Source organism: Kitasatospora sp. NPDC030952 (assembly GCF_055571335.1).
This window is the reverse complement of record NZ_JBVIFM010000007.1, coordinates 126,455-140,293: the sequence shown is the minus strand read 5'-3', so window position 1 is coordinate 140,293 and position 13,839 is coordinate 126,455. Positions and strand designations below refer to the sequence as shown.

The window sequence follows — 13,839 nt, the reverse complement described above, 5'->3', positions numbered from 1 at the left end:
CGCGCCGGGGCGCCGGCCCTGCTGTCTGGCTGTCTGACAGGTTCACAGGGGCGATCCTGGGGCTGACAGCCGGACGGTGTCAAGACCTTGGTAACGCTCACATGACTCGCGCGGCGCATTCGCACGGCTCAGAGGTGAACGCTCACAGTCCGTCGGTGCCCGGCGGCTCACCCGCCGGGCAGCCCGTGCCCGCGCTCAGCGGGCGATCGGCAGGACGGAGGTGGGCTCGGTGATCGTCAAGGGTTCGCCGGCCGGGCTCAAGTGGCCGGTGGCCAGGTCGCGGTGGAACGCCGTGATGGTGTCGGAGCGCTGATTGGCGCAGAAGAGCAGCCGGCCGTCCGGGGTGAGGGCGATGTCGCGCGGCCAACTCCCGCCGCAGGGAACGGCGGTGAGCAGGTCCACGGACCCGCCGTCGTCGTGGACGGCGTGGACTGCGATCGCGTCGTCACCGCGGTTGGTCGTGTAGAGGAAACGACCGTCCCCGGACAACGCGATCGCGGCGGCGGAGTTGGCGTTCGACGCGTCCGGATCCCGTCGGGTCTCGATCTCGGCGACCGGTTCGAGGCGGCCGGAGAGCGCGTCCCAGGTGCAGACGGTCAGGGTGGACGAGAGTTCGTTCAGGACGTAGGCGTACCGGGCCGACGGGTGGAACGCCAGGTGCCGCGGGCCCCTGCCCGGCGGCAGTTGGGTCGTCCGGTGGGCGCTGAGCGGACCGCTGTCCGGGTCGAAGGCGTAGACGTACACGCGATCGGTGCCGAGATCGGTGCAGAGCAGGAACCGCCCGTCCGGCGAGGGGGCCGCCATGTGGGCGTGCGGGGACGTGAGCAGGCCGCCGGAGGCCTCCCGGCCCGGGTGCCGGATGGTCTGCACCGGCTCGGCGGTCGCGACCGTGCCGTCCGCGCCGATGGGGACGGCCGAGAGGACGCCGTCGCCGTAGTGGGCCGCGAAGACGTACGAACCGCTGGGGTGGACCGCGAGGTGACAGGGGCCCGCACCACCACTGGCAGCGGCGACGGGCCGCCCCTGGAACCCGCTTCCGGCATCCACTCGGAGGGAGACGACCCCTCCGGCCTCCCGTTCCAGGACGGCGTGGACGACCGCGCGCGTGGGGTCGACGGCGGCGTAGGAGGGGTGGTCCAGCGGCACTGTCCCGAGGAGACTCATGGCACCGGTGCCGTCGTAGCCGGCCGTACAGAGCCCCGCCCCGGGAACGTCGGCCGGAGCGGCGCTGCCGATGACCAGCAGACCGCCGAACGACGCGGTCGGGGGATTGTTCACGTAGGTCTCACTCTCTGCTCTCCGGGTGGCGCACGGCCTGGCGGGCCCGGGGTGCCGTGGGGCGAGGCGGGAGGTTCCGAGCTCCAGGAGTTTCCGGAGTCTATCCGGAGGCCGAGCGCGGGAGCGAACGCGCCGAGCGGGCCGCTTCAGTACGGCAACAGCGGTTCGTGGTAGGCCACTTGACGGCCGAGCGCGACGGGGCGGGCAGGCAGGCAGGCAGGCAACGGCCCGGTTGCCACTTCGAGCCCGTGGCGCTTCGAGATCACGGCAGTTCGAGATCACGGCACTTCGAGATCACGGCACTTCGGGTCCGTGCCGCCCGAACCGGAGGAGCCGGCCGGCGCAGTGGTGCCGTCGCTCGTGCCGGTCGGGACGACTACCCGCTGGTCAGGCGCGCCACGGCCAGGGCCTGCGCGCGGCCGAGTGCCGTCTCGGCGTCGCACGGCACGTCGGGCTGGACGCCGGTGCCCTCCCAGTTGGTGCCCGAGACCGGGTTGACCGCGCGGGCGATGGGGACGCTGAGCTCCAGGTGCGGGTGCACCGTCCAGCCGTCGCGCGGGTGCGCGCCGCCCCGGGTGGCTTCCCCGATGACCTCGGCGCGCCCGAGCTGCTGGAGGTCGTAGGCGAGTTCCTCGCCCGCGGAGAAGGTGTTCGCGCTCGTCAGCACGTAGAGCGGCTTGTCGGCGCCGAAGCGGACACCGGGTACGAACGGGGGCGTCCAGGACTGATTGGCCACCTCTCCCTGCCGCCAGAGCATGGTGTTGAGGTGGGTGCGGCCGTCCAGCAGGTAGCCGCAGACGAAGGCGACCGTGTCCGGGTCGCCGCCGGTGTTGCGGCGCAGGTCCAGGATGAGGGCGCGGGCGGGGGCCACCAGGGAGAGCGCGGCGGCCAGCGGCTGCGCCGCCCAGTCCAGCGGGAACATCTTGGAGGCGATCTCCAGGACCGCGACGCCGCCGTCGAGGAGTTCCACCCGCGGGACACCGCCCAGGGAGGCGTCGAACTCCCGGCGCATCGCGGCGAGTACCGCCGCGCCCTGCTCCGGCGGCACCGGCACGTCGTGGTACTTGAGGGCCAGGTGCAGGTCACCGTTGACGGACCGCAGGTCCGTGGTGACGGCTTCGGCCAACTCCTGGGCGGATTCGGTCCGGTAGGAGCCCTCGGCACTGCGGCTCCGCAGCAGGGCGGCAAGTTGCCGGGCGGCGTCGGGGAAGACGTAGTTCTCGCGGACCAGGTCGGCGATCGACTCGACGACGGCGAGAGCGTCCAGCGCGGGTGGCGATGTGGTGGAGGTCATGGCAGGGAGTACACCAGCGACTTGCCAAAGCGTCAACCGTACTTAACGCTTGATGGGGTGAGCCACCAACCAGACGAAGACGTCCAGCCGATCAGCACGCCACTGCAGCACACCGCGCTCGCCCACCCCCTGCGCCAGCGCCTGCTCTTCGCCCTCGGCAGCCGGCCGTCGACGATCAGCCGGCTCGCCGCGCAGCTCGGGGTGAACAAGGGCAGCGTCTCCCACCACCTCCGGGTGCTCTGCGAAGCGGGACTGGTCCAGGACGCCGGAACACGACGGGTGCGCGGCGGCACCGAGAAGTACTACCGGCGGAGCGCCGAACGCCTCCTCGTCGCCGAACCACAGGCCGAGGGCACGGCCGCGCTCCTCGGCGCCGTCGCCCAGGAGCTGGACCGCTCACCCACCGACCACCTCCTGACACTGCGCCACCTGCGCCTCAGCCCGGCCAAGGCGGCACGACTCGCCGAGACGCTGGCCGCACTGGTCGACGAGACGGAGGAGGACCCGGAGGGCGAGCCGGTGCACGGCCTCCTGGTCACGCTCTACCGGCAGGCCGGGGCGTAGGGCGCGCCTTCGGGCCGGTGTGCACCGATGGACCCACCCCTGCCGCTGTCCTGCCGCTCCCCTGTCGTGCCCCCTGTCGTGCCCCTGTCCTGCCCCTGTCCTGCCCCAGCCGCCGGCCGTCAGCCGACCCGGGCCCCGCAACGGCGGCCGCAGCGTACGGGCACGGATCCTCGGACGCCACGCACCGGGCTCCGGCGCGCTGGCTGGACGAGCAGCGCACCAGGCTCAAGCCCGTCCGGGACGCCCACCCCGTCGAGGCCGTCAAGGCCGTCGAGGCCGTCGAGATCGCCCCCGGCGTCCACGCCTGGCCCGGCCGTCCCTCCGGCGACGACCGGCCGGCCTGATCCGGCTGCCAATCCATCTGTCTGGCCGTCAACTTCGCTCCGGGGAAGTACCTCCCAGCCGACCGAGCGAGCGGTCCGGGAGGACCAGGAAGAAGAGCAGGGCCGCGCCACCGAGCATGAACAGCGCGAGGTGGTGCAGCCCTCCCGTGGTGGCGCCGCGTGGGAAGAAGGCCGCGTTCGCGGCCGAGGCCGCCATCGCCCCGCAGTACATGAAGGTGCGCAGCAGCCCGGCCGCGGCGGCGATGCCGGCCGGGTCGGCCTGGTGGTAGAGCGCGGTCTGGTTGGCCAGCCCGATCAGCCCCTGCGGGATGCCCGCGAGCACCCCGACCCCGATCAGCAGCACGACCGGACTCGCCGACCCCGCCGCCAACAGGGCGGCGCAGGCGGCCATTTGGACCGCCGCACCGACCAGCAACTTGCCGCGCACCGCCGGACTGCGACCGGTCACGCCGGAGACCGTGAGCGCGGTGAGCGACAGCGGGAGCAGCACCAGCCCGGCGGAGGCGGCGCTCAGCCCGCGCCCCTCCTCCAGCCACTGGGTGTAGCCGTAGAGGAAGGCGTAGGCGGCGGTGTAGCCGAGCACCTGGCGCAGATAGGTGGCGACCAGCGGACGGTTGCGGGCGAGCGCCCGCAGGTCGATGAAGGGACTGCGGGCCCTGCCCTCCCGGACCGCGAACCCGGCACCGGCCAGCACGGCGATCACCGGCAGGTACCAGCGCCCGGAGCCGGGCTTCATCACGAACAGCAGCAGCGCCAGCAGGAAGACCGCGAACAGCGCGATCCCCGCGTGGTCCAGCCGTTCCCCCTCCTTCCGGCGCGGTACCGAGGCGGGCAGCCGGGCGGCCCCGAGCACCAGGCAGGCCAGCGACAGCGGGACGTTGACGGCGAAGATCGACCGCCAGCCGCCCAGCCCGATCAGCAGACCACCGAGCGTGGGCCCGACCACGGCGATGGTCTGGTTGGCCACCGCGAGCACGGTCAGCACCCCGGTCGGACTGCTCCGGCCGGTCCGCTCGGCCTCGCTGCGGGTGAGGTGCATCGCCGCCGGGTACGCCGCCGAGGTGCCGATCCCGAGCAGCACCCGGGCGACGATCAGCAGCCCGAACGTGGGCGCGAGCGCGCCGACCAGCCCGGCCAGGCCGACCAGGGCCGTCCCGGCCAGATAGAGCCGGCGCGGACCGTGGCTGTCCACCAGCCGCCCGATCACCGGTTGGCCGACGGCGGTGGCGAGGTAGAGCGCGCTCACCAGCCAGGCGGTCTCGGCGGGCGGCGCCCCGAAGGCGGTGCCGACGGGCACCAGGGCCACCGCGATCATCGAGGAGTTGATCGGGTTCAGCACCGAGCCCAGCACCATCGGGGCGAGCAGCCGACGGTTGAAGCCGTCCTCGGCCGGGCCGCCCCCGTCGGCCCCGGTCTGTCCGTCCGCCCCGGTCCGGCTGTCCACCCCGTCAGCCTCGGTCGGGCCGGGCGGGTCCTGGCGGCGGGATCGCAACCGTGCCAGCAGCGTCGACGGGCCGGTCATCGCCGGTTCAGCCGGTCCATCAGGGGCAACGCCGCCAGCACGGTGGCGCGCTCGGCCTCGGTGAGCTCCTCCCTCAGCGCCCGGGCCAGCCACTCCTCCCGGGCCCGACGACTGTCCGCGATCCACGCCAGCCCGGCGGCGCTCAGGTCGACCAGTTGCCGACGCCCGTCCTCCGGATCGGGGCGGCGATCGACCAGCCCGTGCCCCTCCAGTGCGGCCAGCGTGGCGGCCATCGACTGCGGACGGACCCGCTCCGCGGCGGCCAGCGCACTCGCGGAGGCGGCCCCGTCGACGATCAGCCGGTTGAGCACCGCGGTCTGGGAGGGGGTGAGGTCGCTGGACCCCTGCCCCTTCTCCCGGAGGGTCCGGCGCAGCCGGCTGAAGACGGCACGGAGCTCCCGGGCGGCCAACGCTGCGGAGTCGGCCGGGTTGGCGGAGCCGACGGAATCGACCGGGCCGACCGGGCCGACCGGGCCGCCCGGGCCGGCGGTTTCGGCCGGGCCGTCGGGGATCGCTGGGGCGGTTCGCTTCTCGGTCACCACTCCACGGTAATTTCATCAGTCCAGACTGTCCAGCCTTGCTGTACATCTGCCCTCCTCCGCCCACCCCGATAATGGCGACATGATCGACAAGCAGCTCCGCGTCGTCCTCGCCGAGGACTCGGTGATCCTCCGCGAGGGGATGGTCGAACTCCTGACCGCCCGCGGGTGCGCGGTGGTCGCCACCGCCGGTACGGGCCCCGAGCTGGTCGCCGCCGTCCGCGAGCACCGGCCCGATGTCGCCGTGGTGGACATCCGGATGCCTCCCACCCACACCGACGAGGGCATCCGGGCCGCGGTCGAGATCCGGGCCGCCACGCCGGAGGTCGGGATCCTGGTCTTCTCCCAGCACGTGGAGACCGCCTGGACGGCCCGACTGCTGGCCGGCGGCGCCGCCGGCATCGGCTACCTGCTCAAGGAACGGGTGGCCCGCACCTCCGAGTTCGTGGACGCCCTGCACCGGGTCGCCGCGGGCGGCACCGCGCTCGACCCGGAGATCGTCAACGGCCTGCTGCACGGCGGCCGGCGCAGCCGCGTGGACTCCCTCACCGCCCGCGAGCGCGAGGTCCTGGAGCTGATGGCCCAGGGCCACTCCAACCGCTCGATCGCCGGACTGCTGGTGGTCTCGGAGCGGGCAGTGGAGAAGCACGTGGCTGCCGTCTTCGGCAAGTTCGACCTGCCCGCGACCGACGTCGACAACCGCCGGGTCAAGGCCGTCCTGACCTACCTCGCGGAGACCGGCTCCTGACGGCCCCGCGCCCCGGCCGCCGGCCTGCCCGGCACACCGTCCTCAGCCTCAGCCCCGACCCCAGCTCCAGCCCCGTCCCCAGCCTCAGCCCCGACCCCAGCTCCGGCCCCGTCCCCCGTCCTCCTTCCCCCGTCACAAGCTGCTCGGCAGCTCCGCGGTGACGACCGTCGGCCCGCCACGCGGACTGTCCACCCGCAGCACCCCGTCCACCGCCGCGAGCCGCTCGGCCAGCCCCGCCAAGCCCGTACCCGCGCCGATCGCGGCGCCGCCGTGCCCGTCGTCACGGACCGTCAGCCGGACCCTCCCGTCGACCGCGCTCGCGGTCAGCCCGGCGGACCGTGCGCCGCTGTGCTTGGCCACGTTGGTGAGCAGTTCGGCCGCGCAGAAGTACACGGCCCGCTCGATCACCTCCGCGGGCCGCTCCCGCAGGTCCAGCCGGAGCGCCACCGGCACCGGTGAGGTGGCGGTCAGCCCGGGCAGCGCCTCGGCCAACCCGGCGTCCAGCGCCACCGGGTGGATGCCCCGGGTCAGGCGGCGCAGCCCGGTGATGGTTTCGTCGGTCTGCCCGCGCGCCCGGTCGACCAGGGTCCGCAGCCGCCCGAGGTCGGGGCCGGCGTCCGTCCCGGGGGCCGCCGGGCCGCCGAGGGCGTCGTCCGCCAGCGACAGGGTGATGGCGAGCGCGACCAGCTGCGCCTGGGTGCCGTCGTGCAGGTCGCGTTCGAGGCGCCGCAGCCGGTCCGTGCCCTCGGCCAGCAGCGTGACGCGGGCGGCCTCCAGCTCGCGCACCCGCTGCTGCGAGCGCACCGGCCCCAGCAGCGCTCGGGCCAGCGCCCGGTTGGCGCGGCTCAGGGCGCGCAGCGCGGCCGGTACGGCGGCCAGCACCGCGAGGCCGACCGGGATCCCGGCGACGTCCAGCCAGTCGATCGGCCGCGGGCCCGGCTCCAACAGCCGTACCCAGAGCGGGAAGCCCATCAGCCACACCGAGCTGAGCGGCAGCCCGACCGCGGCCAGGAAGCCGAGCGCTCCGAGCGGCAGCCGGAGGAGGAGGTAGAGCAGCGACCGCCAGGCGACCGGGTCGGTCAGTACCGCCCGACCCCGCGCCAGCAGCCCCGAGGGGCGCGCCAACGGCGCTGGTACGGGGACCTGTTCGCCGAGCAGTCGCCCGACCAGCCCCCGGTGCAGTCCACCGATCCCCCGGGCCCCGGCCAGGGCGGCGACGACGAAGGGCAACCCCAGGACGGTGAGCGAGAGCAGCGCCCCCGCGTAGAGCACGGCCACGGCGTAGATCCCGCCGAGCACTCCGAGCGGCAGCCCGAGGACGGCGAACGCCACCTCGCCGCCCCGCACCGACAGCCCTTGCCACCGCCGACGACTCACCACACGCCTCACCATCCACCGATCAACCGGCCCCCAGCATCCCCCAGTCACCACCGGAACGGCCGCACGCCCGAACCACCCGGCACCATTACCGCCTCACCCCCGCTCTCCCGCAACCTCCTCCACCCCACACCGCCTTCGGCGGCACCGGCGCCACCGACCCGATGACGGCCCGGCGAACCACTCCGGCCCCCGTGCCCACCGCCCGTCTCACCCCCACTCCCCCGCCACCTCCTCCACCGCACGCCCTCCGACCGCCCAGAGCCCCGTCCCCACGATCCCCGGCACCGTCAGCACCGCCGCCCCCGCGACCACCCAGCCGCAGGCCGCCCACGGCACCACCGGCACCACCGAGCCGGTGACGGCCCGGCTGAACGCCCCGGTCGCCGCGCCCGCCACCGCTGAGCCGAGCAGCACGCCCACGGCCGTGGTCAGCGCGGCCTCGACGGTGAGCATCCGCAGCAGCTGCCGCCGCGTCGCCCCGACCAGCCGCAGCAGGGCGAACTCGCGGCGCCGATCGGCGGTCAGCGCGACCAGGGTGTTGACGGTGGAGACCGCCGCGAAGCAGACCAGCAGGCCGAGTTCCGCCTGTCGCAGCCAGACGTCGCTCGCCTTGGTGACGCTGGTCGTGGCCCCGCTCGCCCGGGCCGCCTGCTCCGCCGTACCGGTGAGGACCAGCATGGTGGTGGCGAGACCGACCAGCAGGGCGACCGGGACCACCGCCGAGGAGAGCCGGACCGCGTAGCCGCGCAGGTTGGCGTCCGCCAGCCAGCCGACCCTGGGCAGCAGCACCCGGGCCGGGGCGCCGAGCAGCGTCGCCAGCAGCCGGGCCGCCACCGGCCCCAGCAGCGCGACCGCGACCATCAGCACCAGCGAACCGAGCAGGGCCGCCTGCCCTGCCTTGTCCAGTTCCCCGGCCGGTCGGCCGGCGGCCAGCCGCAGCAGCAGCACGCCGCCCGCGAGCACCGCCACACCGGCCAGCAGCCGCACCACGCCCGTCCGGGCCTGACCGGCCGCGCTGTCGGTCAGCGCGGCCGCCGGGGCGGGCCGGGTGATCCGCCGGACGGTGAACGCGGTGGCCGCCAGGCCGACCAGCAGCGCCACCGCGAGCGCTGTCAGCACCGGCACCGGCGTCGCCGGTATCCGGAGGCCGGGCGCGGCCATCCCGCGCCGTTGCAGCGCGTCGAGGAAGGCCCGGGCGGCCAGCAGGCCCGCCGCACCGCCGGGGACGGCCGCCAGCAGGACGGTCGCCGTGACCTGGAGGCGCACCAGTCGCCGTATCTGACGGGGCGTCGCCGCGACCGTCCGCAGCAGGGCGAGGTCGCGGTGCTGCTGCCGGAGCGTGAAGCCGAGCGCGTTGACCACGACGAACAGCGCGACCAGGACGGCGATCTCACCGAACGCCCCCGCGATCACCATCAGCCCCGGCCCGGCCACCACCGCCCTCGTCACCGCGGCCGGGGCCGTGAGCTCGGCGGCGACCAGGGAGCCGAACAGGGTCACCGCCCCCACCGCCAGGAACAGCGCCGTTGCGAGCCCGGCGAAGGCCGTCGGTCGGCGCCTGATCTGACCGGCCGCCAGGGCCGGCACGGAGCCACGCATCGCCCTCACCCGCCCAGCCGGCTCAGCCGCTCGCCGACCTGCGCGGCCGTCGGCCGGACCAGTTCGTCGACCAGCGTGCCGTCGGCCAGCAGCAGCACCCGGTCCGCGTAGCCGGCGGCCACCGGATCGTGAGTGACCATCACGCACGTCCGCCCGTCCTCGTCCACGCCCGCGCGCAGCAGGTCGAGGATGTCGTGCCCGGTCGCCCGGTCGAGGGCGCCGGTGGGCTCGTCGGCGAACAGCACCTCCGGCCGGGCGGCCAGGGCGCGGGCGATCGCCACCCGCTGCTGCTGGCCACCGGAGAGCCGGCCCGGCCGTTCGTGCTCCCGTCCGGCCAGCCCGACGCGGGCGAGCGCCTCCCGCACCCGGGCCCGCTCCGGTGGGTGCCCCGCGAGCCGCCCCGGCAGTTCGACGTTCTGCGCGACCGTCATCGCGGGCATCAGATTGAAGGCCTGGAAGACAAACCCCACCCTGGTGCGCCGCAGCTCGGCCAGTCGCCGTTCGGGCAGGCCGGACACCTCCGTACCGCCCCAGCGGACGGTGCCCCGGGTGGGGCGGTCCATCCCGGCCAGGCAGTGCAGCAGGGTGGTCTTGCCCGAGCCCGAGGGCCCCATCACCGCCGTGAAGGTGCCCGGCGCGAAGGCCACCGAGACCCCGCGCAGCGCCCGGACCGCGGTCGTGCCGCGCCCGTACTCGCGGTGCAGCCCCTCGCCGCTGAGCGCCGCACCCGTCACTCCCTCGTGCGCCGCCCCGACGGCGGCTGTGGTCATCCCGTTCATGCCCCCAATCCTGGACATCCGGGACCGCCCGGTCGATTGTGCTGGCACCCCAATCCGGGGTTCGGAAAACCGAACCCCGCAGGTGGGGCTAGGCCCCGCCGCCCACTGGCCCTACGCCCCCTCGGACCGGTTCCGCGCTTCCCAGCTCCGGATCGCGTACGCCCAGGAGTCGTACTGGTACTCCGCCCAGGGGAGCGGTCCGACCCGCTGGACCGCCGCCGCCGTCCCCGGGTCGTCCCGCCGGGCGAGCCCGTACGCGCCCACCAGCCGGATCCGCTGCTCCACCTCGTCCAGCAGCCCGGCGAGGGCGGCGGTGACCTCGGCCGTCCGGTCCTCCGACCGTGCCAGGACGGCCCCGGCCGCGAGCCGCACCCGGGAGTCCTCGTCCCGGACGAGCTCGAGCATGACGGTCCTGAACTCCGCCGGCAGCGGACGGTACTCGAAGACCTGGGCCACGGCGGCCCGGACCAGCGGCCACCGGTCTCGAGCGAGCCGCAGCAGGCCGCCGGCGGCCTCCGCCGACAGCGGCACACCGATCGGCTCGACGCACCGCGGCACCATCCCGCGAACCCACCGGTCCGGGTGGCCGGGGTGGGGCAGCGCCGCGGCCTCCCGGCCCGGGTGGTCGCGCTCCGAGAGCGCCTGGAGCACCTCCACCTGCACCTCGGCCTCCGGCTCCTCCCCCGCCCAGGCCACCAGCAGCTCGTTCTCCTCCGCTTCGAGCGACGGGTCCGGCGGGTCCACCACCCCGAGCCGGTCGGTCTGCAGGAAGGAGGCGACGAACCGGCGGTGGTCCGGGTCCGGGTGCCGCCGGTACGCCATCAGCGCCTCCCAGGTCCCCGGCCGGGCCGCCGCCCGAGGACGCTGCGGCAGGCCGACTGCCCGCGGGATCCTTGCCGAGGACGGCCCCGAAGACCGCGGGCGAGCCGAGGTCGACGGCCCGCAGCAGCGGTGTCGTCCCGTACGGCAGCGGGAGGTCCGGATCGGCGGCCCCGCCCGACCAGGGCGTGGGCCACCGCGTGGTCGAACCCGGCCACCGCCGCGCACAGCACCGGCAGCACGTCCCCGCCCCACGCGTCGGGGTCCGGCCCCGCGCCCAGCGCCGCCCGCACCGCTTCCTCGCCCCGGGCCCGACCGCCGCCACCAGCCGGGCGTCCACCGGAACCTGATCCCCCACCATCCGCTCCCCCGCCAGCGGAACCGCCAACGGAACCGCCCCGCGCAGACGGTCCCGCCACCTACGGCCGGACCCCAACCCGGCCACCCCGAGCCCGACAGCCCCCAACCGCCCCCGCCCCGACAGGCCCCCGGCAGCCCCGCCCGGGCCCGTGATCCCCGCCACAGAAAACCGGCTCCCATCCGGGCCGCCGAGGAGGAATCATGATCAGGTGACCATCGACCTGCTCCCCGGCCAGGGCGTCCGCCTGCCGGCCCCGCTGCCCGAACTGCGCTTCGGCCTCGCCGAGGCAGCGGTGCTCGCGCTGCTGGCCCCGCACGGCGAGCTGCTGCCGGGTGGGGTGCACCCGACCTTCGTCTGCGGCACCCGCTGGGCCCTGAGCTTCCGGCTCCCCGGTGTGAACGTCACGCTCTCCGCGCACCAGGACGACGCTCTGGCGGGCGTCTGGGTGAACCGGAACCCGCGCGACGAGCGGCCCGCCTGCCCCGTCGGCTACTTCGGGATCGACGTGTTCGGTTGGCCGGCCCGGGAGTTGGCCGAGGCCCTGCGCGCCCAGGGCCTGCCCGTGCCCGACCCGGACCACGGCAACCTGCGCCACGGCCCGCTCCACCTCCGCGCGGACGCCGGTCGCCCACCCCGGCCGGAGCCCGGCCGCAAGCCGCGCCACGAGGCGCCCTACCACTTCGACTTCGTCTCCCTCCACGGCACCGCTCCCGAGGCCACCCGATGACCCCGCCGGACGCATCCCCGTCCCCGATGACCCCGCCGGACCCGTCCCCGTACCCGACCGGCACCGCCACCGGCCCGCACGACGCCGCCTTCCTCCCCCGACTGGAGCTGTCCGCGCGCCCGGCCGAGCGGCCGATCACCGCGCCGGTCCCCAAACTCGGCGGCGAGCCCTGCTGGCTGGCCGAGCCCACTTGGCCGCTCACCCCCGGCACCGGCGAGCCCCTGGTGTTCATCGGCCAGTTCCCGGTCCCCGGCGAGGAGTTGCGGCTGGCGTACCTCTTCCTGGCCGAGGTCGAGCAGATCATGGGCGGCATGGCCCCGGAGGCCGGGGACGGCGTGCTGCTCGTCCAGCCGGGCGGCCGGATCCCGTCCTTCGCCGTGATCGGCCCGCCCGGCACCCGGGGTCGCACGCTCTGGCGCCACGAGCCCGGGAGCGATGTGACGACGCCGGTCGAGTTCCACCTCGACCTGCTGCCGCTGTCCGCCGAACTGGACCGCTCGATGGACGAACGGGCCGCGTTCCAGCGGTACTTGCGCCACGAGGGCCCCGAGGTCCGGTTCCCCGACGGCGGCCACGTCTTCGACCACCTCGGCGGCCTCCCGTCCTTCCCCAACGGTGAGGCCCGGGTGCCCGCGCCCTGGCAGTACCTCTTCTCCCTGTCCGACGCCCCGGACGACGACGACCCGTACTTCCTCAACTTCGGTTACGGCGTCGGCACCGGCTTCCTCAGCCCGGACGGCCTGGAGGGCCGCTTCTGCTGGGAGATCCCTTAGGCCTGTCCGGCCGGACAGGACCTAGCGGCACCGACCCGCGCCCACCGACCCCCTCCTCTCCGATCCCTTCCGACACCTCTCCACCCCTCCCGACCCCACAAGGAGTTCGCATGACCACCACCCCCCTCACCGTCGCCGTCCTCGGCCCGGGCGGCGTCGGCGGCCTGATCGCCGGCCTGCTCGCGCGGGACGGCCACCGCGTCATCTGCCTGGCCGGCGAGCAGACCGCGGCCGTACTCGCCCGGGACGGACTGCACGTGCGCAGCACCCAGTTCGGCGAGTTCACCGCCCGGGTGGAGGCCGCGACCGAGCTGCGCGAGCCGGTGGACGCCGCCTTCGTGACCGTCAAGGAGACGGCCCTGGCCGCCGCGCTCGACCGGATGCCGCCGCAGGCCCTCGGCACCGGCATCGTGGTGCCGCTGCTCAACGGCCTGGACCACATGGCTCTGCTGCACGAGCGCTACCCGGCCGGGCGGGTGGTGGCCGGGACCATCCGGGTCGAGGCCACCCGGACCGCACCCGGCCGGATCGAGCACGCCAGCCCGTTCGCGGCGATCGAACTCGCCGCGCCCGTAGAGGAGTTCACCGATCAGCTGCGGCACGCCGGGCTGGACGTCACGCTCCGCGAGGACGAGACGGCGGTGCTCTGGAGCAAGCTCTCCTTCCTCGCACCCTTCGCCCTGCTGACCACCCGGCACGCCGACGAGATCGGCGTCGTACGCACCGAGCACCGGGACGAACTCCTCGCCGTCCTGGCCGAGATCACCGCCGTCACCGCAGCGGTCGGCGCCCCGGCCGACCTGCCGACGCTGCTCGCCGCCTTCGACCGGATCCCGGGGGCGATGAGGTCCTCGATGCAGCGCGACGTCGAAGCGGGCCGGCCGACCGAACTCGACGCCATCGGCGGCGCGGTCCTGCGGGCCGCCGAGGCCCACTCCGTCCCCACCCCGACCATCGCCCGGCTGGTGCGGGAACTCTCCTGACGAGCCGGCGGCTCGAAGCTGCGTGAGCAGTACCGGCAGACAGGCCGTGCGCTGTCGTGCCCGTAGCCGAGACCCCGAGGCTCCGGCCCCCGCCGTACCTACGACGGCACTACCTCTCCCGGTTCGGAA

Annotated in this window: 13 protein-coding genes; 5 read left to right on the top strand and 8 right to left on the bottom strand. The window is 74.9% G+C overall.

The window, feature by feature from the left end; all coding sequences use genetic code 11:
- Window positions 1-195: 195 nt before the first annotated feature.
- On the bottom strand, window positions 196-1,278 hold the full coding sequence (locus ACZ47G_RS15800; RefSeq protein ID WP_465742898.1) for a lactonase family protein: 1,083 nt from the start codon (window positions 1,276-1,278) through the stop codon (window positions 196-198).
- A gap of 376 nt (window positions 1,279-1,654) precedes the next feature.
- Complete coding sequence (locus ACZ47G_RS15795; protein WP_465742896.1) at window positions 1,655-2,572, bottom strand: S41 family peptidase; 918 nt, start codon at window positions 2,570-2,572, stop codon at window positions 1,655-1,657.
- 57 nt (window positions 2,573-2,629) lie between these two features.
- Here ACZ47G_RS15795 and ACZ47G_RS15790 point away from each other — a divergent pair, with 57 nt between their 5' ends.
- Entirely contained in the window at window positions 2,630-3,136 is a 507-nt protein-coding gene (locus ACZ47G_RS15790; RefSeq protein ID WP_465742894.1) for an ArsR/SmtB family transcription factor, read from the top strand.
- 372 nt (window positions 3,137-3,508) lie between these two features.
- Here the strand turns inward: ACZ47G_RS15790 and ACZ47G_RS15785 are convergent, their stop codons facing one another.
- Both ACZ47G_RS15785 and ACZ47G_RS15780 read right to left on the bottom strand, forming a co-directional pair.
- Window positions 3,509-4,924, bottom strand: coding sequence for an MFS transporter (locus tag ACZ47G_RS15785; RefSeq protein WP_465742892.1), 1,416 nt, complete (start codon window positions 4,922-4,924; stop codon window positions 3,509-3,511).
- Between the two features lie 74 nt (window positions 4,925-4,998).
- Entirely contained in the window at window positions 4,999-5,541 is a 543-nt protein-coding gene (locus ACZ47G_RS15780; protein ID WP_465742890.1) for a MarR family winged helix-turn-helix transcriptional regulator, read from the bottom strand.
- Between the two features lie 82 nt (window positions 5,542-5,623).
- Between ACZ47G_RS15780 and ACZ47G_RS15775 the strand changes: the two genes are divergently transcribed.
- Window positions 5,624-6,289 (top strand): response regulator, encoded by a 666-nt coding sequence (locus ACZ47G_RS15775; RefSeq protein WP_465742888.1) that lies wholly within the window; start codon window positions 5,624-5,626, stop codon window positions 6,287-6,289.
- A 132-nt stretch (window positions 6,290-6,421) separates the two neighbouring features.
- Here the strand turns inward: ACZ47G_RS15775 and ACZ47G_RS15770 are convergent, their stop codons facing one another.
- The 4 genes from ACZ47G_RS15770 to ACZ47G_RS15755 form a co-directional block, all read right to left on the bottom strand.
- Window positions 6,422-7,666: a sensor histidine kinase gene (locus tag ACZ47G_RS15770; RefSeq protein ID WP_465742886.1), complete on the bottom strand. Its 1,245-nt coding sequence runs from the start codon at window positions 7,664-7,666 to the stop codon at window positions 6,422-6,424.
- A gap of 210 nt (window positions 7,667-7,876) precedes the next feature.
- A complete protein-coding gene (locus ACZ47G_RS15765) occupies window positions 7,877-9,268 on the bottom strand; it encodes an FtsX-like permease family protein (protein ID WP_465742884.1) in 1,392 nt (463 codons plus the stop codon).
- Between the two features lie 5 nt (window positions 9,269-9,273).
- On the bottom strand, window positions 9,274-10,047 hold the full coding sequence (locus ACZ47G_RS15760; RefSeq protein ID WP_465742882.1) for an ABC transporter ATP-binding protein: 774 nt from the start codon (window positions 10,045-10,047) through the stop codon (window positions 9,274-9,276).
- A gap of 111 nt (window positions 10,048-10,158) precedes the next feature.
- Window positions 10,159-10,869, bottom strand: a complete 711-nt coding sequence (locus tag ACZ47G_RS15755) for a HEAT repeat domain-containing protein (protein WP_465742880.1) — start codon at window positions 10,867-10,869, stop codon at window positions 10,159-10,161.
- A 566-nt stretch (window positions 10,870-11,435) separates the two neighbouring features.
- Here ACZ47G_RS15755 and ACZ47G_RS15750 point away from each other — a divergent pair.
- The 3 genes from ACZ47G_RS15750 to ACZ47G_RS15740 all read left to right on the top strand — a co-directional run bounded on the left by ACZ47G_RS15750 (window position 11,436) and on the right by ACZ47G_RS15740 (window position 13,710).
- Window positions 11,436-11,954, top strand: coding sequence for a hypothetical protein (locus ACZ47G_RS15750; protein ID WP_465742878.1), 519 nt, complete (start codon window positions 11,436-11,438; stop codon window positions 11,952-11,954).
- A 26-nt stretch (window positions 11,955-11,980) separates the two neighbouring features.
- Window positions 11,981-12,727 (top strand): hypothetical protein, encoded by a 747-nt coding sequence (locus tag ACZ47G_RS15745; RefSeq protein ID WP_465742876.1) that lies wholly within the window; start codon window positions 11,981-11,983, stop codon window positions 12,725-12,727.
- Window positions 12,728-12,837: 110 nt separating this feature from the next.
- Window positions 12,838-13,710, top strand: a complete 873-nt coding sequence (locus ACZ47G_RS15740) for a ketopantoate reductase family protein (RefSeq protein ID WP_465742874.1) — start codon at window positions 12,838-12,840, stop codon at window positions 13,708-13,710.
- The last annotated feature ends 129 nt before the right edge of the window (window positions 13,711-13,839 follow it).